Consider the following 24,013-nt stretch of genomic DNA (forward strand, 5'->3'; position numbering starts at 1 on the left):
GGAAAACGGCCAGGAGCCCCAGGGCGGAAGGATCCGCCCGGGGGCTCCCGGAGGCTTCGTTGGGATCTTCTAGTCCGTGGCGAAGGGCAGCAGGGCGATGTTGCGGGCCCGCTTGATGGCCTCGACCAGCATGCGCTGGTGGAGGGCGCACACGCCGCTGGTGCGGCGGGGCAGGACCTTGCCGCGCTCGGGGGTGAAGCCGCCGAGGGTCTTCACGTCCTTGTAGTCGATGAAGGTGGACTTCTCGACGCAGAACTTGCAGAACTTGCTGCGCCGACCGCCAAATACCTTCTTCTTCTTGGGCTTGCCTTTTCCGTCCGTGCGACGCTTCATCCCATCACCTCTTCAAGGGAACGTTCCTTGATACCGGCCTGGGCCTTGCGGCGGCCTTCGCGCTCGTAGCGCACCTTCTGGCGCTCCGCGGCCTTGGTCTGCTCGTCCATGCGGACGGACAGGTACTTGATAACGGAGTCGTGGTTGCGGAAGCGCCGCTCGAGTTCGGCGATCAGGGTGGGACCCGCGTTCATGTCGAACAGGGTGTAGTAGCCCTCGCTGAACTTCTGCACTTCGTAGGCCAGCTTCTTGCGGCCCCACTTTTCGGTCTTGAGCAGCTCGCCATTCTGCTCGGCAATGATCCCCTCGAAGTGCTTCACAAGCTCTTCAGCCTGTTCGTCAGTCAACGTAGGGGAGGCGATGAAGATGGTCTCATAGCGACGCATCATTCCTCCTCGTGGATGTGAAGCCCCGACATGGTACCGGAGCAAGGAGGTCCCCAGGTGGGGACGCGAAAGATCAGCATCTCAGGAAAGGGCATGTTTATCAAGCTGAAACCTTGAAGCCGGCGCGCCCGGCCAGGGCCCCGGTGTCCCCGGCCGCCGCCAGCATCGCCATGAATTCGGCGAAGGGTTCGTCCATCCGGTCGATGAGCGCCCACTCCTCGTCCGTCCACTCCCCCAGGACGAAGTCCACCAGGGGCCGGGGAAAGGGGCCGATGCCCAGGCGCAGGCGCGCGACGTCCTGGGTGCCCAGGTGGCTGAACACCGATTTCAGGCCGTTGTGGCCGCCGTCGCTGCCGGCGAGGCGGAACCGGCCCTCGCCCAGGGGGAGGTCCTTGTCGTCGTGCAGGAGGACCATGCGCGCGGGCTCGAAGCCGGCCTTCACGGCCTCGGCGCAGGCCTGGCCGCTGAGGTTCATGTAGGTGCCGGGCACCAGGGCCAGGAAGGGGTGGCCCAGACGATACAATGCTCCAGTGCCGAAGGTGTGCACGACCGCGGGGTGCGGGCAGTGCGCTTCCATCCAGCGCTGGAGCATGAGCCGTCCCAGGTTGTGCCGGGTGGCCGTGTAGGCCGCACCGGGGTTGCCCAGCGGGACGAGGACGAACACCCTACTTCTTGGCCTTGGCGGCAGGCGCGGCGGCGGCGGGGGCTGCGGCGGCGGCCTCGGGGGCGACCTCCTCCTCGGCCTTCTTGCCGACCACGCAGCAGATCACGTTGTGCGCGTCGCCATGCACGGTCAGGTGGGAATCCAGGTTCAGCTGGTCCAGGCGCAGGGACTCGCCCACCTTGAGGTGGTCGACGTTGACGTCGATGTGCGCGGGGATGAAGCTGGGCAGGCACTCCACCTCGATCTCGCGGTGGGTGAAGTCCAGCAGGCCGCCTTCCTTGACGCCGATGGGGGTGCCCTTGAGGACGATGCGGACCTTGACCTTGACCTTGTGGTCGGGGTCGACGCGCATGAGGTCCACGTGGACCAGGCGGCGGGTGACGGGGTCGCGCTGCACGTCCTTGATGATGACGTGGCGCTTGATCTCCGTGCCCTCGCGCTGGAGGTGGATGAGGGAGTTCATGCCGGTGTCGCTGGCGATGATGCGGGCCACGGTCTTGGGGCTGATCGCGATGGCCACGGGGGGCTCGTTGAGGCCGTAGATGACCGCGGGGATCATGCCCTGCTTGCGCAGGCCCTTGCTGGCGGCCTTGCCGATGCTCTCGCGGAGCGCGACTTGAATGATTTCCTGAGTCATGGTTCCTCCTACCTGGCCGGTCGACGGCCCTCTCGTTGGGAAGGTGGGGTCCGACGGGACCCCGGATTGGGACGAAGGGCCAGATTACCCTGGATCGGCTCCCGGAGCCATCGGTAAGTGCCGGAAGGCCCCGTCCGTTCCATGGAATTTACAAGCCGCCGGGAGCGAGACCGGGCATAATTTGACCCATGAGCCGACATGCGCCCCGACCGGAAAACATCCTCAACCGGGAGTTGAGCTGGTTGGCGTTCAATGAAAGAGTCCTGGAAGAGGCGGAGGACCCGACGGTTCCTCTCCTTGAAAGAGTGAAATTCCTGGCCATCACCTCCAGCAACTGGGACGAATTCTTCATGGTGCGGGTGGCGGGCATCTGGCGGCAGATCGACGCGGGCATCACGCAGCCCGGCGCCGACGGGCGCACCCCCCGGCAGATGCTGGAGGAGGTCTCCCGCCGCATCCACGACCTGGCCCACCGCCAGCACGAGCTCTTCCAGTACGTCATCAAGCCCCAGATGGTCCGGGAGGGCATCTTCATCCTCCAGGCCGACGAGCTGGATCCGGAGCAGCTCCGCTTCGTGCAGGACTACTTCGAGAACAACCTCCTGCCCCTCATCACGCCCCTGGCCGTGGACACGGGCCACCCCTTCCCGCGCCTGGGCAACCGCGCCCTGGTGCTCATGGCCGAGCTGGAGGCGGAGGAATACCTGGAGGAGGAGGCCTTCCCGGTCTCCGAACTGGCCGTCATCCCCATCCCCACCCCGGTCTCGGCCCGGTTCCTGCGGGTGCCCTCGGCCCCGGGGACCCACGCCTTCCTTATGCTCGAGGACGTGGTGCGCATGCACATCGCGCAGATCTTCCACGGCTACGCCATCCGCAACTGCCACGCCCTGCGGGTGACCCGGGACTCGGACCTGCCGGTGGAGGAGGACCCCAACGAGGACCTGATGAAGACTGTGGAGGAGCACCTGCGCAGCCGCCGGCGCGGGGCCGTGGTCCGCCTCCAGTACGAGGAGGCCCTGAGCTCCACCCTGCTGGACATGCTCATCGAGGAGCTGGAGCTCAGCCCCGAGGACCTCTACCCGAGCGAGGGCTTCGCGGCCTTCTCCGACCTGCTGCAGCTCTACGCGCAGCTGGACCTGCCCCACCTCAAGGACGCGCCCATGCCGCCCCTGCCGGTGCCGCAGCTGGAGACGGCGCCCAACGTATTCGAGGCCATCGGCCGGCACGACATCCTCCTCATGCACCCCTACCAGAGCTTCGACGACAGCGTGGTGCGCTTCGTGCGGGAGGCCGCGGACGACCCCAAGGTGCTGGCCATCAAGATGACCCTCTACCGCATCAGCACCACCAGTCCCATCGCCGCGGCCCTGGAGCGCGCCGCGGAGCGGGGCAAGCAGGTGGCGGCCATCGTGGAGCTGCGGGCCCGCTTCGACGAGGAGGGCAACATCGCCTGGGCGAGGCGCCTGGAGAAGGCCGGCGTCCACGTGGTCTACGGGATGATCGCCTACAAGACCCACGGCAAGGCCTGCCTCGTCATCCGGCAGGAGCCCGACGGCATCCGCCGCTACTGCCACCTGTCCACCGGGAACTACAACGAGCGCACCTCGCGCCTCTACAGCGACATCGGGATCTTCACCGCGCGCAAGGAGTTCGGCGAGGACCTCTCCAACCTCTTCAACGTGCTCACGGGCTACACGCGCCCGCCCGCGCTGCACAAGCTCATCATGGCCCCCCAGTACTTCCGCAACGCGCTCTACGCCCGCATCGACCGGGAGCGGGACCATTCCCGCGCCGGACGCCCCGCGCGGATGGTCCTCAAGATGAACGCCCTGGTGGACCCCCCCATGATCCAGCGGCTCTACGAGGCCAGCCAGGACGGCGTGCAGATCGACCTCCTGGTGCGGGGCACCTGCTGCCTGCGGCCCGGGGTGCCCGGGCTCTCCGACAACATCCGGGCGGTCTCCATCATCGACCGGTTCCTGGAGCACGCCCGGGTCTACCACTTCCACAACAACGGGGACTCCGAGACCCTCCTGGCCTCGGGCGACCTGATGCAGCGCAACCTGGACAACCGGGTGGAGGTGGCGTTCCCCCTGGTCGACCCCCTGGTGGCCGCCCAGGTGGTCGAGATGCTCGAGCTCCAGATCCACGACACCATCAAGGGCCGGGTGCTGGCCCAGGACGGCAGCGTGGCCCGCCGGGGGCTGGACCCCTCCTGGCCGCCGCTCCGGAGCCAGTACCGCAGCTACGAGCACGGCCTGCTGTCCAGCGGCATCAAGGCGCTCACCCAGAAGCTGCCGGACCTGAGGGACACCGACATCTGAATGCTGGGCGCGGGGCGGCCTTCATGGCAGTCTAATAGGCTGGAGACCGCCATGGGAACGAGAATCAGTCGCGCCGCCATCTATGATGTCCTGAACGCCTACCAGATCCCCGGGGCCAACGCCAACCTGGTGGCCCTGAAGGCGGTCAAGGCCATCGACGTGGAGGAAGCGGAGGTCATCCTGCGCCTGCAGCTCCTGGACGCCTACCAGGACCGGGAGCAGGTGGTGCGCCAGGCGCTGGGCGGCGCCGTGGGCGCCATCGAGGGGGTGGAGAAGGTGACCATCTCCATCGAGTGGGAGCGCACCCCCCAGGCCGAATTCAAGAACCTGCTGCCCACCGTCAAGAAGTGCTACGTGATCGCCTCGGGCAAGGGCGGCGTGGGCAAGAGCACCGTCGCCTCCAACCTGGCCGTGGCCATGGCCGCGCTCGGCCACAAGGTGGGGCTCCTGGACGCCGACATCCACGGCCCCAGCATGGGCATGATGTTCGGCATCAAGGAGGGACCCGAGGCCACCCCCGAGGGCAAGATCATCCCCGTGGAGAAGTTCGGCCTCAAGCTCATGTCCATCGCCTTCCTCATCGACGAGGACCGCCCGGTCATCTGGCGCGGGCCCATGCTCAACAAGGCCCTCACCCAGTTCCTGGGCGACGTGCTGTGGGGCGACCTGGACTTCCTCTTCATCGACCTGCCCCCCGGCACCGGCGACACCCAGATATCGCTGATCCAGAACGCCAAGGTGGACGGCGCGGTCATCGTGAGCACCCCGCAGGACGTGGCCTTCCTGGACGCGCGCAAGGCCATCGGCCTCTTCCAGACCGTCAAGGTGCCCATCACCGGCATCGTCGAGAACATGTCCAGCTTCCACTGTCCCAGCTGCCACGTGGAGACCCAGATCTTCGGCCACGGTGGCGTGAAGTCCGCCGCCCAGCGCCTGGGCCTGCCCTTCCTGGGCGAGGTCCCCATCGACCTGGAGATCCGCATCGGCGGGGACTCCGGGGTGCCGCTGGTGGCGGCGCATCCGGACAGCCCCCAGACCAAGGCGTTCATGGCGATGGCGCGGACCCTGGCGAAGGCATGAAAAAGGGCCGGCCCCGTTCCGGGGCCGGCCCATGCCGCCAGGCTAGGATTTCTTGACGGTCATCTTGTTGTGCACCGACTTGACGCCGTTGATGTCCTCGGCGAGCTTGCTCACGAGGGCCTTCTCGGCGTCGTTGGCGGCCTCGCCGTGGAGGGTCACCACGCCGTCCTTGGTGACGACCTTGGTGGCCAGGACATGGGTGGCCTTGTGGAAGAGGAGGGTGGTCTTCACCTGGGCCGTGATGGAGGTGTCGTCGATCTTCTCGCCGACGGTCGCCTTGGCGGCCTTGGGGGTGTTGAGGACGACCAGGTCGTTGCGCACTTCGGTGACCCCGTCCACGTCCTTGGCATATTCCCCGGTGAGCCGCTTCTGGGCCTCGTTGTCGGCATTGCCGGTCAGGGTGACGACGCCCTTCTCGGTCTTGACGGTGGTCGCGGAGGCGCTCACGTGGGTGTGGAAGGCCAGGGCCGTCATCACCTTCATGCTGATCCAGGCGTCGGAGCGGGCGGCGGGCTGTTCACCGGCGATCGTGAGCTTGTTGACCACGCTCTTGACGCCCGGCAGGGACGCCACGGTCTCCTCGGCCAGGGACTTGTCGAAGTCCTGGGTCACGGTGCCCGTGAGGGTGACGACGCCCTTGTCGCTGTCCACCTTGATGGTGTCGGCCTTCAGGTAGGTCTTGAAGTTGTAGCTGTTCTTGGCGGAGGCCTCGATCTTGTTGTCCATGTCGGAGGCCAGGAGCGGGGCGCCTCCCGTGACGAGCAGGATGGCGGCGGTGCCCATGATGGCGGCGGCGGGGTTCAGTCTGGACATTCTCATGGTTCGGTTCCTTATGGCTTGCATGGAGGTGGCGGGGTTCCCTCGGAGCTCGGGACGCGGGCGTCAGGGCTTGGGATGATCTTCCCGTTCCCGGCCGTGGCCGGGATCCGGGTGAGGTGCGGGCTGGGCGTGGGGCGCCTCCCGGTGGGGCGGGTCGAGGTTGGGGCGCTCCCGGGCAGGCCCGGGATCCCGCTGAGGCTGGCCATTCGGGCGGGGGAGGACCGGGCGCTCAGGGTGGGGCGGGGCGGGCGCTTCCCGGCGGGGGGGGTCGGGGCGGGGCCGGGGCGGGTCCAGGGCGGGGCGCTCCCGGGGCGCAGCCTGGGCGGCAGGCGGCTGGCGGGGCTGGGCGGGACGTTGGGCATGGGATGGGCCGTGGGCCGGTTCTGCGTTGGGCCGCTTGGGCTCAGGCCGCCTTTCGGGGGGCGCCTTGGCGGGAACGGAGGACCCGGGCGTGAAATCGGCCGGTCTGCCGGTGGCGGCCACGGGGGGCCTGCCATGGTTGGCGGAATTGCGGAGGTCCCTGTTCTGGCTGGCGCCCCTGTCATGGCGGTCCTGGTCGGGCGTGGGGGGTTCGTGGCGCTCGGCGCCGGCGGCGCGCTCCTGGCGGGTGGGTGCGGCCCGGAGGCCGCCGGGACCGCCATTGAAGGCGGTCTTCACGGTACGCGTCCGCACCGGCTGGCTGTACACACGGGAGGTCCGCCGGGCGTCCACGGTGGTCACGGACCGGTTGTACCGGACGTGCCCGCCCTCCCAGCGACCGCCCTGGTAGCCGGATCCACTGTAGCCATGGCCGTAGTTGATGCCGCCGTAGAAGCCCACGTGGGTGGCCCAGTAGCCGGAATGGAACAGGAACCAGCCGCCCTCCCAACCCCAATAGCCGGGGGTCCAGAGGAGGCCCGGGGCGGGCGCCATGACCCAGGTGCCGGGAACCCAGTAGTAGTCGTCACCCTCATAGGCCCAGTAGCCGGGCGTCCATACGGAATCGTCCAGGGGGACGGAGGGCTGATCATAGTAGGGAAGGGGCGGGGGGCTGACCTGGACCCGGAGGGTGATCTGGGCCGAAAGGACAAAGGGGGCTGTGAGGGCGAAGGCGAGCGAAGCGGGGATGAGCATTCTCACGGGAGAACTCCTTGGTCCTCCCAGGCTGCATCATCCGTTCCAGGATTCGATCCCCCACCATATCAACTGATATGTTTAGGCGGCGCGCCCTGGTCCGCATCTGGTCAATCGAAATGAAGGATCCCGCCTCTCAATTCGATCAGGTGATGAGGTCGCTCAACCCGGCCGGGTCCGGCTCGATCGCGGCCGTCCAATCGGGCACGCGCTCCCGGAGCCCCAGGCTGGTCAGGTAGGCCTCGTCCAGCTTGGCGGTGGAGAAGATCTCGTGCTCGGGGTCGGAGCTCAGGAGGCTGTCGGCGATGTGGACGCCCAGGGCGGGCGTGAAGGCGGCGGTGTCCTGGAGGGTGGGCTGGTGGTGCCAGGCCGCGGCCTGGACCACGGCGTGGGGGAGCCCCCAGAGGCCCAGCAGGTAGCCGCCCACCTCGCCGTGGGTGGCGCCCAGCACGTGGTACTCGGCGGTCTCCAGGTCCGAGCCGCCGCTGCGGCCGAGATCCAGGACCCGGGCATACTCGTCCGGGAACCGGGAGGCCAGCACCAGGATCCCCACGTCGTGGAGGAGCCCGGCGGTGAAGTACTCGGCGGAGGCGGACCGCCCCAGCCCCTGCGCCTCCGCGATCTGCTTGGTGGCCGAGGCGACGGCGACGCTGTGGCGCCAGAGGTGGGCCAGCCCGAAGCTGGGGAAGCGGAAGGCCCCGGCCTGGCTGAAGAGCCCGTGGGCCAGCACCAGGGAGCGCAGGAGGTCGATGCCCAGGATGGAGACGGCCTCGGCGGGGGTGGACACCGTCTGGCGGAGGCTGAAGAAGGCGGAATTCGACAGCTTGAGGATCATGGCGGTCATGGCCATGTCCCTGCCGATGGCCGCGCCCAGGTCCTCCAGGGTGGCCCGCTCCGAGCCCATGAGGCGGGTGATCTCCTGGTACAGCGCGGGCACGCTGGGCAGCCGCCCGATGCGCGCCACCAGCTCCTTGGCGTGGTCGTTGTGCACCTGGGAGCCCAGGTGGAAGGTGCGGCGCAGGACGGACTTCAGGAAGGCCGGGTCGCAGGGCTTGCCCAGGAACTGGTGGGCCCGGTCCACGACGTCCGTGGTCAGCTTGCGGTCCTCGCAGGAGGAAAGGACGAAGCGCAGGGTGGCGGGGTAGCGCACCATGACCTTCTGCAGGAGCTGGGCGCCGTTCATGCCCGGCATCCAGAGATCGGAGACCACGACGTGGAACGGGGACTGCTCGAAGGCCTCCAGGGCGGCCTCGCCGCTGCCCACGAAGGACATGGCCCACACGGGCGCCATGTCCTTCAGGGACTCCCGAAGGAGGTCCCGGAGGACGGGGTCGTCCTCGACGAAGAGGATCCGCTTGCGTTCGCCCATGCCCTCCTCTCCCGGTGAAGCCTGATGGACGTCCCGGCGGGTCAATCCTGGCCGGGTTCCCTGTGGTGCTGCTTCTTTACGACGTAGCGGGGACGGTCCCGCACTTCCTGGTAGATCCGCCCAATGTACTCGCCCAGGAGCCCGAAGGCCAGGAACTGGGCGCCCACGAAGAAGAAAAGCACCGCGAACAGGGTGAAGACCCCGCCCACGGACCCCTCCGGGTGCAGGATCCGGTAGACCATGAGCGCGATGCCGAAGCCGATGCCCAGGAGGGAGATGGCCACCCCCAGGACGCTGAGCATCTGGAGGGGCAGCAGGGAGAAGCTGGTGAGCAGGTCGAACTGGAGGTTGATGAGCTTCCAGAAGCCGTACTTGGAGTCCCCGGCGGCCCTTTCGGCATGCCCCACGGGCACCTCGGCGATGCGCTTGGCGAAGCTGTTGGCCAGGGCCGGGATGAAGCTGGAGCGCTCCTTGCACAGGAGCATGGCGTCCACGATCTCGCGCCGGTAGGCCCGGAGCATGCAGCCGTAGTCGTGGAGCCGCACGCCGGTGGTCCTGCGGGTGACGGCGTTGACGATCTTGCTGGGCATGGTGCGGAAGAAGCTGTCGTTGTCGGTGCGGCCCTGGCGCCAGCCGCCCACCACGTCGAAGCCCTCCTCGATCTTGGCCACCAGCTTGGGGATCTCCTCGGGCGGGTTCTGGAGGTCGGCGTCCATGGTCACCACCACCTCCCCGGAGGCCACGGCGAAGGCCCCGAAGATGGCCGAATGCTGGCCGTAATTCCGGTTGAACTCCACCACCGTCACCCGGGGCTCCCCGGCGGCGATGTCCAGGAGCATGTCCAGGGACCGGTCCCGGCTCCCGTCGTCGGTGAACACGACCTCCCAGGTTTTCCCGGGGCCGGGCCAGTTCTCGTTCAGCACCTTGGACAGTCTCGCCCAAAGGTTGGTAATATTTGCTTCTTCGTTATAGATGGGAATTACGATACTGAGATAGGAAACCATCCGGGACTCCGATTGGCACCATTCTAACCTCAACACCCGGGGACCTGCAGGAGCCCGAAATGAATGAACCCAAGATCCTCCTGGTAGAAGACGAGCTCAGTCTCGCCGAAGGGATCAAGCTCAACCTCGAGCTCGAAGGCCTTCCGTGCACCTGGGTCACCCGCGGCGACGACGCCCTCAAGCGCATCCTGGCCGGGCAGTACGAGCTGGTGATCCTGGACGTGATGCTGCCGGGCATGGACGGCTTCACCGTCTGCCAGAAGGTCCGCGAGGCCAAGAACTACACGCCCATCCTCTTCCTCACCGCCAAGAACACCGAGGACGACCGGGTCCGGGGCTTCGAGACCGGGGGCGACGACTACCTGGGCAAGCCCTTCCAGGTGACCGAGCTGCTCCTGAGGATCCGGGCGATCCTGCGCCGGGAGGACTGGTACCGGAACCGGAGCCTCAGCGGCCGCCAGCGGTTCGGGGAGTACTGGGTGGACTTCGAGAACTTCTGCGGGGAGGGCCCCCACGGCTCCTTCGTGCTGGGCGTCAAGGAGTGCATGATCCTCAAGCTCCTCATGGAGCAGTCCGGCCAGGTGGTGAGCCGCACCGACATCCTGGACAAGGTCTGGGGCGAGGAGACCTACCCCACCACGCGCACCGTGGACAACTTCATCGTCCGCATCCGCCGCGCCATGGAGAAGGACGCCCACGCCCCCCGGTGGGTCCACACCGTGCGCAGCGTGGGCTACCTCTTCGACCCCGAAGGCACGCCCAGGCGCGGAGAGGAGTAGAATCCCCCCACGGGGGTGACCATGTTCCGTTTCCTGGCGGCCGCGACACTGTCGTCTCTCTGCCTCTGGGGCCAGCCCGTCCCGCGCTCCACTCCCGACGAGATCGCCGTGGTGCGGGAGATCAACAAGATCCGCAGGTTCCCCAGGGAGTACGCCAAGTATCTGAGGGCCCTGGGTCTGCGCTTCGAAGGCACCCTCTGGCGGCTCGCGGAGCACGTGCCCATCCGCACCAGCGAGGGACGGGCGGCGGTGATCGAGGCCGCCGAATTCCTGGAGCAGGTGGAGCCGGTGATGGAGCTCATCGCCTACAGCGAGGAGCTCCACCTGGCCGCCCGGGACCACGTGCTCGACCAGGGGCCCACGGGCGAGACCGGCCACGCCGGCACCGACGGGTCCCGGCCCGGCCAGCGCATGAGGCGGTACGGCGACCCCGAGTCCCTCACCGGGGAGGTGATCAACTACGGCCTGGAGACGCCCCGCATGACCGTGATCCAGCTGGTCATCGACGACGGCGTGAAGGACCGCGGCCACCGCCGCAGCCTTTTCAACCCGAAGTTCCGGGTGGCCGGGGCGGCCATCGGGGAGCACAAGGGCTACGGCACCATGGTGGTGGTGGACCTGGCCGACGCCTTGACGCCCAAACAAAAGCCCTGATGGTAGGGTAGAAGTCTCTGCGGATCGTCCATGCCCTTCCTGGCCCTCGTCATCGGTCTCCTGCTGGGCGCGGCCCTGGCGGGGCTGGCCCTGGCCCGCAGGAGGGCCCCGGCGGAGCCCGCGGGAATCCCGGCGGTGCTGGAGAGGTGCGCCATGGGCGCCGTGCTCATCCGGGACCGCAAGGTGGTCTGGGCCAACGCCCGGTGCGCCGGGCTCCTGGGCGCGGACGCCGAGTCCCTTGCCGGGGTGGACACCCGGGGCTGGCACCAGGACGACGCGGCCTTCGAGCAGTTCGGCCGGGTCATCGAGGGCTTCGCGGAGCCGGGTTCGGCCTTCCGGGGCGAAGTGCGCCTGCGCCGCGTGGACGGAAGCCCCTTCTGGGCCTACCTGGTGGGGGGACCGGTGGCGCCGGGGCGCCCGGAGCAGGGGGTCCTCTGGTTCCTGGAGGACGTGTCGGACCGGGTGGAGGCCCAGATGGACCTCTCGGAGGTCCTCTCCCTGAACCAGAAGCTCATCGCCGCCTCGCCCATGGGCATCATGCTCTACCGGGACGCCGACGGGGCCTGCGTGCTGACCAACGAGGCCGCCGCCCGGATCCTCAACGGCAGTCCCGGCGAGATCCTCAAGCAGAACTTCAGGCGCCTGAAGTCCTGGAAGGAGTCCGGCCTCCGGGAGGCCGCGGACCGTGCCCTGGCCACAGGCGCCGACCAGACCGTGGAAGCCCATTTCACCTCCAGCTTCGGCAAGGAGGTATGGATCGTCGCCCACCTCGTCCCCTTCACGAGCCGCGGGGAGCGCCTCCTCCTGCTGCTGGGCGACGACGTGTCCGAGAAGATCGAGGCCACCCGGGCCCTGCGCGCCAGCGAGGAGAAGTACCGGGTGGTGGTGGAGACCCTCAACGAGGGCCTGGCCCTGGTGGATTCCTCGGGCGCCCTCACCTTCTGCAACCAGCGCCTGGCGGAGATGGGGGGCTACGCGCCCGGGGAGATGCTGGGCAGGCACTACTCGGCCTTCGTTCCCGAGGCGCACCTCCCCTTCCTGACGGCGAAGGCCATCCTGCAGCAGCCGGCGGCTTCGGAGACCTTCGAGGTGGGCCTGCGGCGCCGGGACGGATCCGACCTGGACGCCCGGGTGTCGCTGGCCTCGGTGCACGACGCCCAGGGAGCGATCTCGGCGCTGGCCATCCTGGTCACGGACATCTCCATCCGCAAGCGGGTGGAGCGGGAGCGGGAGCGCCTCATGGCCGAGCTGGAGCAGAAGAACAAGGAGCTGGAGACCCTGCTCTACGTGGCTTCCCACGACCTGCGGAGCCCGCTGGTGAACATCCAGGGCTTCAGCCAGCGCCTGGCCCGGTCCCTGGAGGAACTGCGCAAGGCCCAGGAAGGGGCCGGGTCCCTGGAGGCCTTCGCCGAGGCCGCCAGGCCCCACCTGCAGGAGCGGATGCCCTCCTCGCTCGAGTTCATCCGCGCCTCCGGCATCCGCATGGACGCCATCATCAACGGCCTGCTCACCCTCTCGCGGGCGGGCCGCATGGTGCTCCGCACCGGGCCCCTGGACATGAACGCGGTGCTGGCCTCCTGCTCGAAGACGCTGGCCTACCAGTTCGAGAGCGCGGAGGGCGCCCTGCAGGTGGAGGACCTTCCCCCCTGCAGGGCCGACTCGGCCCAGGCCACCCAGATCGTCTCCAACCTCCTGGACAACGCCGTGAAGTACCGCCACGGCGACCGTCCGCTGCGGGTGCGCGTCTCCGGCCGGGTGGCGGGGGAATCGTGCGAGTACTGCGTGGAGGACAACGGCGTGGGCATCTCCGGCGAACACCAGGAGCGCATCTGGGAGATCTTCCAGCGGCTGGACCCCCAGGGTCCCGTCCCGGGGGAGGGGCTGGGCCTCACCCTGGTGCGGCGGATGGCGGAGCGCAACGGGGGCCGGGTGCGGGTGGAATCCACGCCCGGCGAGGGCTCCCGGTTCTTCCTCGAACTTCCCCGCGGGTGACCCCATGCCTACCGTCCAGCCCTTCGAGAACGTGACCATCCTCATCGCCGAGGACGACGAGGGCCATGCCGTCCTGATCCGGGAGCACCTCCAGGAGGCGGGGGTGACCGGCCCCATCCTGCGCTTCCGGGACGGGCAGGAGGTGCTGGACTACTTCCAGGGCCCCGGACGCGGGGGCCGGAACCTCCTGCTCCTGGACATCAACATGCCGCGGGTGGGGGGCGTGGAGGTCCTGCGCCGTCTCAAGGCGGATCCGGGCACCCGCCGGACCCCGGTCATCATGCTCACCACCACCGACGATCCCCGGGAAGTGGCGGTCTGCTATGATGCCGGGTGCAACTTCTACGTCACCAAGCCCAGGAATTTCGAGGACTTCTCCGCGGCCCTCACCAACCTGGGACGGTTCCTTCAGGTAATCCAGGTGGCCGACCCATGACCGAGCCAACCCTCATCCTGCTGGTGGAGGACGACCAGGGCCTCACCGAACTGGTGAGGGAGGAGATCCTCCAGCGCGGGTGGGACTTCCTTCACGCCGCCACGGGCCGGGCCGCCCTGGAGATCCTGGCCGCCCGGCGACCCGGCCTGGTGCTCCTGGACTTCTCCCTCCCCGACATGACGGCCGTGGAGATCCTGGAGCGGGCCGACATGCCCCCCTTCATCGTCACCACCGGCAGCGGCGACGAGCGCATCGCCGTGGAGATGATGAGGAAGGGCGCCCTGGACTACCTGGTCAAGGACGCCCATTTCCTCGGGGCCCTGCCCGGCGCCGTGGAGCGGGCCCTGCACGCGGTGGAGGTGGAGCGCCAGCTGCGCGAGGCGCAGGAGCAGCTCAAGGCCGCCGACGCCGTCCTGCGCAACGCCCAGAAGATGGAGAGCCTGGGCCGAATGGCCGGGGGCATCGCCCACGACTTCAACAACCTGTTCCAGGCCATCCAGGGCAACCTGGAAGTGGCCTCCATGGAGACCACGGCCCCCGGGGCGGCCCGCGCCGCCGTGGCCCGGGCCCTCAAGGTCCTGGCGAAGGCCTCGGTGCTCGCCCACCGCATGCTGGACGTCTCGGGCAAGGGCTTCCGCCGGTCCGACACGCTGGACCTCAACCGCATGGTCCAGGACTGCCTCGCGGGCCGCGGCGGCGCGGGCATCCGCTTCGAGGCGGGTCCCGGGCTCCCCCTGGTCGAAGGGGATTCCGGGCAGCTGTGCGAAGTGCTCGACGGCCTCGTGGCCAACGCGCGGGAGGCGCAGGGCGGGGCGGAGGGGACCATCCGCATCTCCACCCGGCTCCAGGACATGGGGGAGGGCGACCCCGCCTCCGGGCACTGGATCCACCTTCCCGCCAGCGCGGGCCCCCTGGTGTGCCTGGCCATCGAGGACGCCGGTTCCGGCATGACCCGGGAGGTCCTGGACCGGGCCTTCGACCCCTTCTTCTCCACCTACCGCCCCGGCCGGGGCCTGGGCCTCTCCACCGCCCTGGGCATCCTCAAGGGCCACGGCGCCGGCCTCTGGGTGCGTTCCTCCCCCGGAAGGGGCACCACGATCCGCCTCCTCTTCCCTCCCGCCGCCGCCCCGGCCCAGGAAGCCGCGGCCGTCCCCGCCCCCAGCGGGAAGCGGGCCATCCTCCTCGTGGACGACGACGAGGACCTGCAGGAGACCCTGGCCGAATACCTGCGGGAGAACCTCGGCTACACCGTCTTCCAGGCCCGCGACGGCCTCGAGGCGGTGGAGGTCCACCGCCGGGAGCGGGCCAGCCTGGGCCTCATCCTCATGGACGCCACCATGCCCCGCATGAGCGGCCCCGACGCCTTCCGCGCCATCCGGGAGGAGGACCCCGGGGCCCGGGCCATCCTGTGCAGCGGCTTCTCCGAGGAGGCCGGCACCAAGGTGGCGCGGGAGTACGGGTTCCTGGAGTTCCTCAAGAAGCCCTTCCCGCTGCAGGTGCTGCAGGAGCACATCGCGCGGGTGGTGGGCTAGACATCATGCATCGGCCCGGTTGCGGGGCTTGAAATAGCGGTACGTCTCCAGAGGTTCGACGGCCCGGTACACCGCGCCTGACCGGGGGGCGAGATCCAGGGCCACGCTGGACGTGCGCACGGTCACCTCGCCCGCCTGGCCCAGCGCGTCCCGCAAGGGAACCCCATCGGGCCAGTGGGGATAGGGGATCAGCAGTTTCGCCCGCAGGGGGTCGGAGGCGGCGTTGACGACCACCAGGGCGGCCTCGCCCGGTTGTTCGGTATACCGCAGGAATACCAGGGCGTTGCCGGGCAGGCGGTCGCCGAGCACCTTCACGTCGCCGGACATCAGCTCGGGGCTGCCCCGCCGCAGGGCGATGAGCTTCCGGGTCCAGGCCAGCCTGCCGCGGTCCCAGCGGGCCGGGTCCCACACCATGGGCCGGCGGTTGTCGGGGTCGGCGCCCCCCTCCATGCCGACCTCCTCGCCGTAGTAGACCAGGGGCACGCCCGGGAGGGTCATCTGGGCCAGCTGGGCGAGGTCGATGCCGCCGGCGTCGGCCAGGGCGCTGCGAAGGCGGGGCGTGTCGTGGCTGGAGAGCATGTTCCAGGAGCGGAGCGCACCGTCCAGGCCCCACCCTTCCCGCACGTCCGCAACCGCCCGGTTGGCCTGGACCGCGCCGATCTCCCCGTTCAGCCAGGAGAGCAGGGCGTTCTGGTGGTAGTAGTTCATCGTGCCGTGGAAACCCCGGCACCAGCCGCCGCCGTAGCCGAACACCTCCCCGATCAGCAGGCACCGGGGCCACCGCTCCCGCACCCGCGCGGCCAGGTCCTCCGCCACCGCCAGGCCCACGTCCTGGGCCACGTCGAAGCGCAGGCCGTCCACGCCCAGGTCCAGCCAGCGCTCGACGACGCTGCCGGGTCCCCGGTACAGGCGGTCCAGCACGGCGCCTTCGGCGAGGTCCAGTTCGGGCATTCCCCGGAACCCCTTCCAGCACTGGTACCGCCCGTCCGGAAGGAACGTGAAGAAGCCCCGGTACGCCGGGTCCCCGGCGAGGGCCGCACGGAACCAGGGGTGCCGGTCCGAGACGTGGTTGAGCACCAGGTCCAGCACCAGGTGCATGCCCCGCCCGTGCAGCCCGGCCAGGAGGCGCTCCAGGGCGGGCTCGCCGCCCAAGGCGGGGTCCACGGCGGAAAGGTCCGTGGCGTCGTACCGGTGGTCGGTCGGTGCCGGGACGATGGGCGTCAGGTAGACCGTGGTCACGCCCAGGCCGGCCAGGTGGTCCAGGTGTTCCGTGACACCCTCCAGGCCCCCGAAGGCTTCGGGGAAGACCTGGTAGACCACCTGGCGTGCCAGAGCGTCCATGCTAGGCCCTGAGGGCGTCCTTCATCATCAGGTCGTTGAGGCGCTTCACGAAGGCGGTGGGGTCCGCCAGGCGGGAGCCCTCGGCCAGGAGGGCCTGGTCGTGCAGGAGGCGGCCGTAGGCCTCGATGCGGGGATCGGTCATGTCCTTCGTGTAGATCTCCAGGAGGCCCTTGACCACGGGGTGCTCCGGGTTCAGCTCCAGGACCCGCTCCTGGGGCGCGGCGCCCTGGCCCAGCTTCTGGAGCAGGCGCTCCATGTGGGGGTCCATAGCGTCCTCGTCCGCGGTGAGGCAGGAGGCGCTCTCCTTGAGCCGGCGGGTGAGGCGCACGTCGCGCAGGCCCCCGATGAGGCCCTTGAGCAGGCCCAGGAGGGGCTTGAAGGCCTCCGTGGCAGCCTCCTCCTTCTTCTTCTCCTCGGGCTCCAGCTCCGGCTGGTGGCGGTCCGCGGCCTTGAAGGCCAGGCCCTTGTAGTCGGGAAGCGTGGGGAACACGAAGGCGTCGATGGGATCGGTGAGCAGCAGCACGTCCCAGCCGCGGTGGCGGTAGGCCTCCAGGGCCGGCGCGTGCTCGAGCACCGCGCGGTCCTCGCCGGCGAGGAAGAAGATGTCCTTCTGGTCCTCGGGCTTGGCTTCCACGTACTGGGCCAGGGTGGTGGTCTTGCCGGCCGGGGTCTTCAGGGTGCCCACCAGGAGCAGGTCGCAGAGCTGCTCGCGGTTGGCGAAGTCCCGGGCCAGGCCCTCCTTGAGGAAGGGGCCCAGCTCCTTGAAGACGCCCTCGTAGGCCTCGGGGTCGTTTGCCTTGAGGTCGTTGAGGGCCTGGAAGACGTTCTTCACCAGGCTCTTCTGGATCTTCTCAAGCAGGGGGTTGTGCTGGAGGAGCTCGCGGCTCACGTTCAGGGGCAGGTCGGAGCAGTCCACCACGCCCTTCACGAACCGCAGGTAGGGCGGCAGCAGGGCCTCGCAGTGGTCCATGATCTGCACGCGGTTGATGTAGAGCCGGGGCCCCACCTTGGGCTCGGCGAACTGGAGGTCCCAGGACTTGCGCTTGGGGATGTAGAGCAGGGCCTTGAATTCCAGCGTGCCTTCCGCGGCGTAGTGGATCACCTTCGCCGGGGCGTCGAAGTCGCCGGAGATCTGCTTGTAGAAGGCCTCGTGCTCCTCGGGGGTCACGTCCACCTTGCTGCGCAGCCAGAGCGCCTTGCGGGAGTTGAGGGTCTCCTCCTCCGTCTTCCCTTCGCCCTTCTCCACGTCCATGACCACCGGGTGCTCGATGAAGTCGGAGAACTGCTTGACGATGGCGCGGAGGCGGTACTCGGTCAGGAACTCCCCCTCGTCCTCCTTGAGGTGGAGCACGACGTCGGTGCCGCGCCCCGCGCGCTCCGCGGGGTCCACCGTGAATTCGCCCAGCCCGTCGGATTCCCACCGCATCGCCCCCGCCGCGCCGGCGGCGCGGGAGACGACGGTCACCTTGTCGGCCACCATGAAGGCGGAGTAGAACCCCACGCCGAACTGCCCGATGAGCCCGGGCTTGGCGGCGGCGTCGGCCTGCTTGAGGCTGTCCAGGAAGGCCTTGGTGCCGGACTTGGCGATGGTGCCCAGGTTCTCCACCAGGGCGTCGTGGTCCATGCCGATGCCGTTGTCCGAGACGGTGAGGGTGCGGGCCTCCTTGTCCACGGAAAGGCGGATCTTCCATTCCCGGTCGCCCTCCAGGAGGGGATCGTTCTGCAGGGAATTGAAGCGGATCTTGTCGATGGCGTCGCTGGCGTTGCTGATCAGCTCGCGGAGGAAGATCTCCTTGTGGGAGTAGAGGCTGTGGGTGATGAGGTTGAGGATCTGCTGCAGTTCGCTCTTGAAGGCGTGCTTTTCGGACATGCGGGGGGCTCCGGGGGGAAAATTTCTTTGTACCAGAATCGCGCAGAATCTTCGATAGGGGTTGGATCAATGCGCGTCCGGGCAAAGCCCCTCCGCTCCGGAGCCGGGTGTCCATCCGCAGGGAGGGCAGGTCAGGTGGGCATGCCGAACATGTCGATGAACGGCGTGCTGTTCATCGCTGCGAACTTCAAGTATGTCTCCAGTTCCACGACAAACGTGCCCGGGAGGTCCGTGAACTCCAGGCCGACGTCCATGAACTCCTTCCCGTGGTGCCGGGCCCGGTGGCTCCACACCACCTTGCCCTTGACGGGCTGCCGGGGCACGCCGGGATGGCTCAGGCGCAGGGCCTCCACCACGGTGCCCGGCTTAAGGGGCCCCAGTTCGGCCAGGGGGATCCGGACGCCGCAGCCGCGGGACCCCAGATCGGGAACGTCCTCGTCCGCCCAGCCCCGGTCGCCCAGGCTGAACTGCGCCGTGCAGATGTTTTCCGTCGATATGCGGGGATGCAGCCTCTTCTCCATGGTGGCCTCCGTGTCCCGCAAGGCTCCCTGGCCCCCGCCGGTTTTCCGTGCGCGCCGGGGGTGGAACCTCGCGTTACCAATATAGGCAATGGGAAGAAATCGGCCATCAATGGCAAATGGCCACAACGGAAAAGAGGGGGCGGCCGCCCCCTCCTTCCCGTTCCGCCCCCGTCCAGCTACTTGAGCCAGCGGTCCAGCCATCCCAGCACGTTCTCATGCCACTGCAGGGAGTTGGCCGGCTTGAGCACCCAGTGGTTCTCGTCGGGGAAGACGAGCAGCTTGGAGGGAATCCCCTTGCGCTGCAGGGCGGTGAAGGTGGCCAGCCCCTGGGAGTAGGGGATCCGGTAGTCCTTCATGCCGTGGATGACGAACATGGGAGTCTTCCAGTTCTTCACGAACTCGATGGGATTGACCTTGGCGTAGCCCCCGGGGTTCTCCCAGGGCAGGCCGTCGTGCTCCCACTCGGGGAACCACAGCTCCTCGGTGTCGTAGTAGGCCATGCGCTCGTCCAGGTTGCCGTCGTGGCACACCAGGGTCTTGAAGCGGTCGGTGTGGCCGGCCATCCAGTTGATCATGTAGCCGCCGTAGGACGCGCCCAGGGCGCCGACGCGGTCCTTGTCCAGGAAGGGGTGCTTGGCCAGGACGTGGTCCAAGCCCTTCATGAGGTCCTCGAAGGGCGCGCCGCCCCAGTCGTTTCGGATGGCGTCGGTGAAGGCCTGGCCGTAGCTGGTGGAGCCGTGGAAGTCCACGCAGACCGCGGCGTAGCCGGCGCCCGCGTACACCTGAGGGTTCCAGCGGTAGTGGAAGTCGTTGCCGAAGGTGCCCTGGGGGCCGCCGTGCACCAGGTAGGCCACGGGGTACTTCTTCGCGGGGTCGAAGTCGACGGGGTAGACCAGGTAGCCGTAGACCGTGTCGCCCTTGGCGCCCTTGAAGGTGAACTGCTCGGCCCTGCCGGTCTTCGCCGCGGCCATGCGCGCGTCGTTGAAGTGGGTGACCTGGCGGATGTCCCTGCCCGCGGGGTCCACGGTGTAGAACTCCGTGGGGCCCTTGAGGGAATTCATGCCGTAGAGGATGCGTCCGCCCTTGGCGAACTCGATGGCGTCCAGGGTGCCCTGGCCCACGATCATCGTGGCCTTGCCCGTTGCGGGGTCGAGCGCGAACAGGGCGCGCTGGCCCAGGTTCTCCGACAGGCAGTAGAGGGTCCTGCCGTCCGGGGACCAGGCGATGGTGCCCGCGGAACGGTCGCCCTGGGCCGTGGCGTCCACGCGCAGGGTGAATTTGCGCTCCCTGGACGTGGCCCAGTCGCGCAGCACGATGTCGAAGCGGTCCGCCTCGAAGCCGGGGCGGCTCATGGCCAGGTAGGCCAGGGTCCTGCCGTCGGGGGAGAACCGGGGCTGGGCGTCCCAGGCGGGGTTGGTGGTGATGCGCTTCGGGGCGGCGGAGCCGTCCATGGGCACCACGAAGAGGTCGAAGTTGGTGGACCAGGCTTCCGCCCTGCCCATGTCCTTGGCGGAGAACACCAGGGCCTTGCCGTCGGGGCTGACGGCGAAGTCCTCGCTGCCGCCGAAGGGCTTGGTGGGGCAGTCGGCGTCCAGGGCGGGCATCAGGTCCCGGGCCTTGCCGGTGGCGAGGTCGAAGGTGAACACGTGGTTGCGGGTGCCGTCGGTCCAGGTGTCCCAGTGGCGCGCCATGAGGCCGTCGAAGACCATGCCGGAGGCCTTGCCGGCCTCCTTGGCCTCCATCAGCTTCTTCGTCTCCGCGGGGGTCTTCCCCGGGAAGACGGCCATGCCCAGCAGCAGCGACTTCCCGTCCGGGGCCACCTCGAGCGCGTCCACGTCCAGGGGCAGCTTCGTGACCTGCTCGGCCTCGCCCCCGTCCAGGGAGAGGCGCCACACCTGGGACGAGCCGGACCGGCCCGACACGAAGAACACCGCCTTGCCGTCCCGGGCCCAGCGGGCCTGGAAGTTGGAGGTGCCCGGCGCGGTGATGCGCCGCGTCCAGGTGCCGGCCACGTCGCCCAGGTACAGGTCATGGGCGGTCTTGTTGGCGGCCAGGTCCGGCGTGCCCACGGCGAAGGTGAACGACGCCCCGTCCGGGGAGACCCGCGGGTCCCCCAGCCGCTCCATGGCCAGCAGGTCGTGGATGGTGATGGGGTGGGGCCCCGCCGCGAGGGCGGGTAGGGCCATGGTCCCGCAGAGCAGGGACAGTGTCAGCGACCGAAGCATGCTTCCTCCTGGCCATTCCCTCGGGATGGCATCGTTATATGATACTGCGAACGGCCTCCCGCTCCAGTGTCCAGGGGCGGACCCGTCTCCCCGGAGTCCACCATGCGGCCGATCGCCTTTGCCCTGCTCCTCCTTGCCGGTTCCGGATGGGGGGGCTCGGCGCCTCCGCCCGTCACGGAGACGCTTCACGGGGTGACGATCCGGGACGGCCACCGCTGGCTGGAGAACGGCCAGGACCCCGCGGTCGTGGCCTGGAGCGCGGAGCGGAACGCGCGGGCCCGGGCGGTCCTGGACGGGCTGCCGGGGGTGCAGATCCTGCGCAGGCGCATCACCGCCCTGATGATGAACCGCCCGCCCAGCCTGGGCGGCCTGGTGTGGCGGCCGGGGCGCATCTTCGCCCTGCGCCACGACCCCGCCCACCGCCAGCAGCCCGACCTGGTGGTGCTGGGCTCCATCGCTCCGGGCGCCCAGCCCCGGGTGCTCCTGGACCTGATGGCCCTCGACCCCACCGGCGGCACCGCCATCGACTGGTTCGTGCCGTCCCTGGACGGCGCCAAGGTGGCCGTGTCCCTGTCCCGGGGCGGCAGCGAGGAGGGGACGCTCCACGTGTACGACACCGCCACCGGCAAGGAGACCGGGGACGTCATCCCGCGGGTCCAGGTCGGGACCGGAGGCGGGAGCCTGGCCTGGGCCAGGGACGGCCTGGGGTTCTGGTACACCCGGTATCCGCGCAAGGGGGAAAGGCCGGCCGCGGACCTGGACTTCTTCCAGCAGGTCCACTTCCACCGCCTGGGCACCGCTGATTCCGCGGACGCCCACGAGGTGGGCAGGGCCTTCCCGCGCATCGCCGAGACCCGCCTGGCCTCCTCCGAGGACGGCAGGGCCCAGTTCGCCCTGGTGGAGAAGGGCGACGGCGGGGACTACGCCCTCTGGCTGCGCCACGCCGGGCGCTGGTCCCAGGTGGCCCGCGAGGAGGACGGCATCATCGACGCGCAGTTCGGCCGCGACGGCGCCCTCTGGCTCCTCAGCAAGAAGGACGCGCCCCGCCACAAGGTGCTGCGCATGCCCCTGGCGAACCCGGTCCTGGCCAAGGCCAGGGTCGTGATCCCGCAGCAGGAGGGCATCCTCACCGAACTGGCCCCCGGCAGGACCCGGGTCTACGTGGCGGAACTGCTGGGCGGCCCCTCCCGGGTGCGCCAGTTCGACCTCAAGGGCCGGGAGCTCCCCGGGACGATCCCCGCGCCCCCGGTCTCGACGAACGCCGGGCTCCAGTCCCTGGAAGGCGATGACGTCTTCTTCTTCTCGACGGGCTTCACCCGCCCCATGGAAGGACTCGTTTACCGGGCCGCGGCCGGCCGCCTCGAGCCCACCCTGGTGCGGACCACGCCCCTGGCCGACTTCGGCGACGCGGAGGTCATCCGGGAGGAGGCGACGTCCAAGGACGGCACGCGCATCCCCATGTTCATCCTCCAGCCCAAGGGCACCCGAAGGGACGGCAAGGCTCCCACCCTGGTCACCGGCTACGGGGGCTTCGGCGTCAGCACCCAGCCCTACTACAGCGACCTGGCCCATGTGCTCCTCGAACAGGGCGTCGTCCAGGTGCACACCGCCCTGCGGGGCGGCGGGGAGTTCGGGGAGGCCTGGCACGACGCCGGCCGCCTGACCCGGAAGCAGAACGTCTTCGACGACTTCATCGCCTGCGCGGAGCGGATGGTCCAGCTGGGCTACACGACCCCGTCGCGCCTGGCCATCGAAGGCGGCTCCAACGGCGGCCTGCTCATGGGCGCGGCCCTGACCCAGCGGCCCGACCTCTTCCGCGCCGTGGTCTCCCACGTGGGCATCTACGACATGATCCACGTGGAGGACTCGCCCAACGGGCAGTTCAACACGACGGAGTTCGGCACGGTGAAGGACCCTGAGCAGTTCAAGGCCATGTACGCCTACTCCCCCTACCACCGCGTGAAGGACGGCGTCGCCTACCCCTCCGTGCTCTTCCTCACCGGCGCCAACGACCCCCGGGTGGACCCCATGCAGTCGCGCAAGATGGCCGCCAGGCTGCAGGAGGCCAATCCAGGCGGGGAGGTGCTGTTGCGCACCAGCGCCGACACCGGCCACGGCATCGGGTCCCCCCTTTCCGCCCGGATCGCCATCGCGGTGGACGTGGACGCATGGCTCCTCAAGGCGCTGGGCGTGGACGTGAAGGAAAACTAGGACCATTTGGAAAGCCCGGGGCTTCCTGGACAAGGGATGAACGGGGCAGCTCAAGGCGAGAAGATCCCCATCCATCCCCTAAATCCGATTCATCCTGTTTCAGCAGGGCGAGTGCAGGAATGGGTCGGCGAATGCAGGTAGCCTGCGCGCCTTCTCCTTCCTGGCTGGCCGGTCCTTTCCTTGGGTTTCCCTACGGGGCCAGGAACGTCTTTTCCATTTCCAGGAACCGGATGAGGGTCCCCTCGAAGTCCAGGGTCCGGGTCCCTGCCGGGGCATAGCCCAGGCCGGCATAGAAGCGAAGCGCGCGCCCGTTCCCCTCATAGACCACGAGCCAGGACGACGCCACCCCCCGGCGGAGCATGGCCTCCTCCCCGGCGGCCATGAGCTGTTTGCCGGCGCCGCCCTGGATGAGGTCCGGATCGATGTAGAGCTTCTGGGTCTGCCAGCGATCCGGGCTTTCCGCCTTCAGCTTCAGGAAGCCTTCGATCCGGTCGCCCTCCGCGACGAAGTAGACGTTGGCGGGCTTGGCGAGGCTGGCGGCGATCTTCGCCACCGAGTAGGTCGCGTCCAGATAGCGGTCCAGGACCTCCTTGCGGGGGTAGAGGTGGCCGAAGGCCCACACGAAGCTGCGGCGGCCGATGGCGGCGATGGCTTCGGCGTCGGTGGCGAGGGCGGGGCGGATGGTGCGGGTCATGGGAGTCCGATCGGGCCGGTGGCGGCCCT

At 68.9% G+C, this 24,013-nt stretch carries 21 protein-coding genes; 8 read left to right on the forward strand and 13 right to left on the reverse strand.

Going from position 1 to position 24,013, the window contains the following annotated elements; all coding sequences use genetic code 11:
* Positions 1-69 precede the first annotated feature (69 nt).
* The 4 genes from rpsR to RAH40_RS17005 all read right to left on the reverse strand — a co-directional run bounded on the left by rpsR (position 70) and on the right by RAH40_RS17005 (position 2,020).
* Positions 70-333 carry a 30S ribosomal protein S18 gene (gene rpsR, locus RAH40_RS16990; RefSeq protein ID WP_243329043.1) on the reverse strand — a complete coding sequence of 88 codons (264 nt, stop codon included), beginning with the start codon at positions 331-333 and terminating at the stop codon, positions 70-72.
* Complete coding sequence (gene rpsF, locus RAH40_RS16995) at positions 330-719, reverse strand: 30S ribosomal protein S6 (protein ID WP_306598779.1); 390 nt, start codon at positions 717-719, stop codon at positions 330-332. The genes rpsR and rpsF overlap by 4 nt, the downstream gene beginning before the upstream one ends.
* A gap of 100 nt (positions 720-819) precedes the next feature.
* Positions 820-1,383: an aminoacyl-tRNA hydrolase gene (gene pth / locus RAH40_RS17000; protein ID WP_306598780.1), complete on the reverse strand. Its 564-nt coding sequence runs from the start codon at positions 1,381-1,383 to the stop codon at positions 820-822.
* 1 nt (position 1,384) lies between these two features.
* Positions 1,385-2,020: a 50S ribosomal protein L25 gene (locus RAH40_RS17005; RefSeq protein ID WP_306598781.1), complete on the reverse strand. Its 636-nt coding sequence runs from the start codon at positions 2,018-2,020 to the stop codon at positions 1,385-1,387.
* A gap of 188 nt (positions 2,021-2,208) precedes the next feature.
* Between RAH40_RS17005 and ppk1 the strand changes: the two genes are divergently transcribed.
* Positions 2,209-4,344 carry a polyphosphate kinase 1 gene (gene ppk1 / locus RAH40_RS17010; protein ID WP_306598782.1) on the forward strand — a complete coding sequence of 712 codons (2,136 nt, stop codon included), beginning with the start codon at positions 2,209-2,211 and terminating at the stop codon, positions 4,342-4,344.
* Between the two features lie 51 nt (positions 4,345-4,395).
* Entirely contained in the window at positions 4,396-5,424 is a 1,029-nt protein-coding gene (locus tag RAH40_RS17015) for an Mrp/NBP35 family ATP-binding protein (protein ID WP_306598783.1), read from the forward strand.
* Between the two features lie 42 nt (positions 5,425-5,466).
* On the opposite strand, the gene RAH40_RS17020 is transcribed toward RAH40_RS17015, so the two are convergent.
* From RAH40_RS17020 to RAH40_RS17035, 4 genes are all read right to left on the reverse strand, one after another.
* Positions 5,467-6,243: a BON domain-containing protein gene (locus RAH40_RS17020; RefSeq protein WP_306598784.1), complete on the reverse strand. Its 777-nt coding sequence runs from the start codon at positions 6,241-6,243 to the stop codon at positions 5,467-5,469.
* A gap of 63 nt (positions 6,244-6,306) precedes the next feature.
* A complete protein-coding gene (locus tag RAH40_RS17025; protein WP_306602308.1) occupies positions 6,307-7,356 on the reverse strand; it encodes a hypothetical protein in 1,050 nt (349 codons plus the stop codon).
* Between the two features lie 145 nt (positions 7,357-7,501).
* Positions 7,502-8,725 (reverse strand): response regulator, encoded by a 1,224-nt coding sequence (locus RAH40_RS17030; RefSeq protein ID WP_306598785.1) that lies wholly within the window; start codon positions 8,723-8,725, stop codon positions 7,502-7,504.
* A 41-nt stretch (positions 8,726-8,766) separates the two neighbouring features.
* A complete protein-coding gene (locus RAH40_RS17035) occupies positions 8,767-9,729 on the reverse strand; it encodes a glycosyltransferase (RefSeq protein WP_306598786.1) in 963 nt (320 codons plus the stop codon).
* A 59-nt stretch (positions 9,730-9,788) separates the two neighbouring features.
* On the opposite strand from RAH40_RS17035, the gene RAH40_RS17040 reads away from it, so the two are divergent.
* From RAH40_RS17040 to RAH40_RS17060, 5 genes are read left to right on the forward strand one after another with little or no spacing between them, the layout of a single operon-like run.
* Positions 9,789-10,508: a response regulator transcription factor gene (locus RAH40_RS17040; RefSeq protein ID WP_306598787.1), complete on the forward strand. Its 720-nt coding sequence runs from the start codon at positions 9,789-9,791 to the stop codon at positions 10,506-10,508.
* A 21-nt stretch (positions 10,509-10,529) separates the two neighbouring features.
* Positions 10,530-11,162, forward strand: coding sequence for a CAP domain-containing protein (locus RAH40_RS17045; protein WP_306598788.1), 633 nt, complete (start codon positions 10,530-10,532; stop codon positions 11,160-11,162).
* Positions 11,163-11,192: 30 nt separating this feature from the next.
* On the forward strand, positions 11,193-13,154 hold the full coding sequence (locus RAH40_RS17050) for a PAS domain-containing sensor histidine kinase (protein WP_306598789.1): 1,962 nt from the start codon (positions 11,193-11,195) through the stop codon (positions 13,152-13,154).
* A gap of 4 nt (positions 13,155-13,158) precedes the next feature.
* Positions 13,159-13,590, forward strand: coding sequence for a response regulator (locus RAH40_RS17055; protein WP_306598790.1), 432 nt, complete (start codon positions 13,159-13,161; stop codon positions 13,588-13,590).
* Positions 13,587-15,122, forward strand: coding sequence for a response regulator (locus RAH40_RS17060; protein ID WP_306598791.1), 1,536 nt, complete (start codon positions 13,587-13,589; stop codon positions 15,120-15,122). Before RAH40_RS17055 ends, RAH40_RS17060 begins: the two co-directional genes overlap by 4 nt.
* A 3-nt stretch (positions 15,123-15,125) precedes the next feature.
* On the opposite strand, the gene RAH40_RS17065 is transcribed toward RAH40_RS17060, so the two are convergent.
* The 4 genes from RAH40_RS17065 to RAH40_RS17080 all read right to left on the reverse strand — a co-directional run bounded on the left by RAH40_RS17065 (position 15,126) and on the right by RAH40_RS17080 (position 21,079).
* Positions 15,126-16,463, reverse strand: a complete 1,338-nt coding sequence (locus RAH40_RS17065; RefSeq protein ID WP_306598792.1) for an alpha-amylase family glycosyl hydrolase — start codon at positions 16,461-16,463, stop codon at positions 15,126-15,128.
* A 1-nt stretch (position 16,464) separates the two neighbouring features.
* Positions 16,465-18,333, reverse strand: coding sequence for a molecular chaperone HtpG (htpG, locus tag RAH40_RS17070; RefSeq protein WP_306598793.1), 1,869 nt, complete (start codon positions 18,331-18,333; stop codon positions 16,465-16,467).
* A 131-nt stretch (positions 18,334-18,464) separates the two neighbouring features.
* Entirely contained in the window at positions 18,465-18,854 is a 390-nt protein-coding gene (locus tag RAH40_RS17075) for a PilZ domain-containing protein (protein WP_306598794.1), read from the reverse strand.
* A 176-nt stretch (positions 18,855-19,030) separates the two neighbouring features.
* Entirely contained in the window at positions 19,031-21,079 is a 2,049-nt protein-coding gene (locus tag RAH40_RS17080; RefSeq protein WP_306598796.1) for a S9 family peptidase, read from the reverse strand.
* Positions 21,080-21,181: 102 nt separating this feature from the next.
* Here RAH40_RS17080 and RAH40_RS17085 point away from each other — a divergent pair, with 102 nt between their 5' ends.
* Complete coding sequence (locus RAH40_RS17085; RefSeq protein ID WP_306598797.1) at positions 21,182-23,290, forward strand: prolyl oligopeptidase family protein; 2,109 nt, start codon at positions 21,182-21,184, stop codon at positions 23,288-23,290.
* A 190-nt stretch (positions 23,291-23,480) separates the two neighbouring features.
* Here RAH40_RS17085 and RAH40_RS17090 read toward each other — a convergent pair whose 3' ends face one another.
* Positions 23,481-23,984: a GNAT family N-acetyltransferase gene (locus RAH40_RS17090; protein WP_306598798.1), complete on the reverse strand. Its 504-nt coding sequence runs from the start codon at positions 23,982-23,984 to the stop codon at positions 23,481-23,483.
* Between the last annotated feature and the right edge of the window lie 29 nt (positions 23,985-24,013).

Origin of the sequence: Geothrix sp. 21YS21S-2, from assembly GCF_030846775.1 — a bacterium.
In the GTDB taxonomy this organism is placed as follows: domain Bacteria; phylum Acidobacteriota; class Holophagae; order Holophagales; family Holophagaceae; genus Mesoterricola.

Excerpts from the sequence above, each read along its gene's own strand:
- rpsR (WP_243329043.1), bottom strand. The coding sequence starts at position 333 with ATGAAGCGTCGCACGGACGGAAAAGGCAAGCCCAAGAAGAAGAAGGTA.
- rpsF (WP_306598779.1), bottom strand. The coding sequence starts at position 719 with ATGCGTCGCTATGAGACCATCTTCATCGCCTCCCCTACGTTGACTGAC.
- RAH40_RS17005 (WP_306598781.1), bottom strand. The coding sequence starts at position 2,020 with ATGACTCAGGAAATCATTCAAGTCGCGCTCCGCGAGAGCATCGGCAAG.
- ppk1 (WP_306598782.1), top strand. The coding sequence starts at position 2,209 with ATGAGCCGACATGCGCCCCGACCGGAAAACATCCTCAACCGGGAGTTG.
- RAH40_RS17015 (WP_306598783.1), top strand. The coding sequence starts at position 4,396 with ATGGGAACGAGAATCAGTCGCGCCGCCATCTATGATGTCCTGAACGCC.
- RAH40_RS17020 (WP_306598784.1), bottom strand. The coding sequence starts at position 6,243 with ATGAGAATGTCCAGACTGAACCCCGCCGCCGCCATCATGGGCACCGCC.
- RAH40_RS17025 (WP_306602308.1), bottom strand. The coding sequence starts at position 7,356 with ATGCTCATCCCCGCTTCGCTCGCCTTCGCCCTCACAGCCCCCTTTGTC.
- RAH40_RS17030 (WP_306598785.1), bottom strand. The coding sequence starts at position 8,725 with ATGGGCGAACGCAAGCGGATCCTCTTCGTCGAGGACGACCCCGTCCTC.
- RAH40_RS17035 (WP_306598786.1), bottom strand. The coding sequence starts at position 9,729 with ATGGTTTCCTATCTCAGTATCGTAATTCCCATCTATAACGAAGAAGCA.
- RAH40_RS17040 (WP_306598787.1), top strand. The coding sequence starts at position 9,789 with ATGAATGAACCCAAGATCCTCCTGGTAGAAGACGAGCTCAGTCTCGCC.
- RAH40_RS17045 (WP_306598788.1), top strand. The coding sequence starts at position 10,530 with ATGTTCCGTTTCCTGGCGGCCGCGACACTGTCGTCTCTCTGCCTCTGG.
- RAH40_RS17050 (WP_306598789.1), top strand. The coding sequence starts at position 11,193 with ATGCCCTTCCTGGCCCTCGTCATCGGTCTCCTGCTGGGCGCGGCCCTG.
- RAH40_RS17055 (WP_306598790.1), top strand. The coding sequence starts at position 13,159 with ATGCCTACCGTCCAGCCCTTCGAGAACGTGACCATCCTCATCGCCGAG.
- RAH40_RS17060 (WP_306598791.1), top strand. The coding sequence starts at position 13,587 with ATGACCGAGCCAACCCTCATCCTGCTGGTGGAGGACGACCAGGGCCTC.
- RAH40_RS17065 (WP_306598792.1), bottom strand. The coding sequence starts at position 16,463 with ATGGACGCTCTGGCACGCCAGGTGGTCTACCAGGTCTTCCCCGAAGCC.
- htpG (WP_306598793.1), bottom strand. The coding sequence starts at position 18,333 with ATGTCCGAAAAGCACGCCTTCAAGAGCGAACTGCAGCAGATCCTCAAC.
- RAH40_RS17075 (WP_306598794.1), bottom strand. The coding sequence starts at position 18,854 with ATGGAGAAGAGGCTGCATCCCCGCATATCGACGGAAAACATCTGCACG.
- RAH40_RS17080 (WP_306598796.1), bottom strand. The coding sequence starts at position 21,079 with ATGCTTCGGTCGCTGACACTGTCCCTGCTCTGCGGGACCATGGCCCTA.
- RAH40_RS17085 (WP_306598797.1), top strand. The coding sequence starts at position 21,182 with ATGCGGCCGATCGCCTTTGCCCTGCTCCTCCTTGCCGGTTCCGGATGG.
- RAH40_RS17090 (WP_306598798.1), bottom strand. The coding sequence starts at position 23,984 with ATGACCCGCACCATCCGCCCCGCCCTCGCCACCGACGCCGAAGCCATC.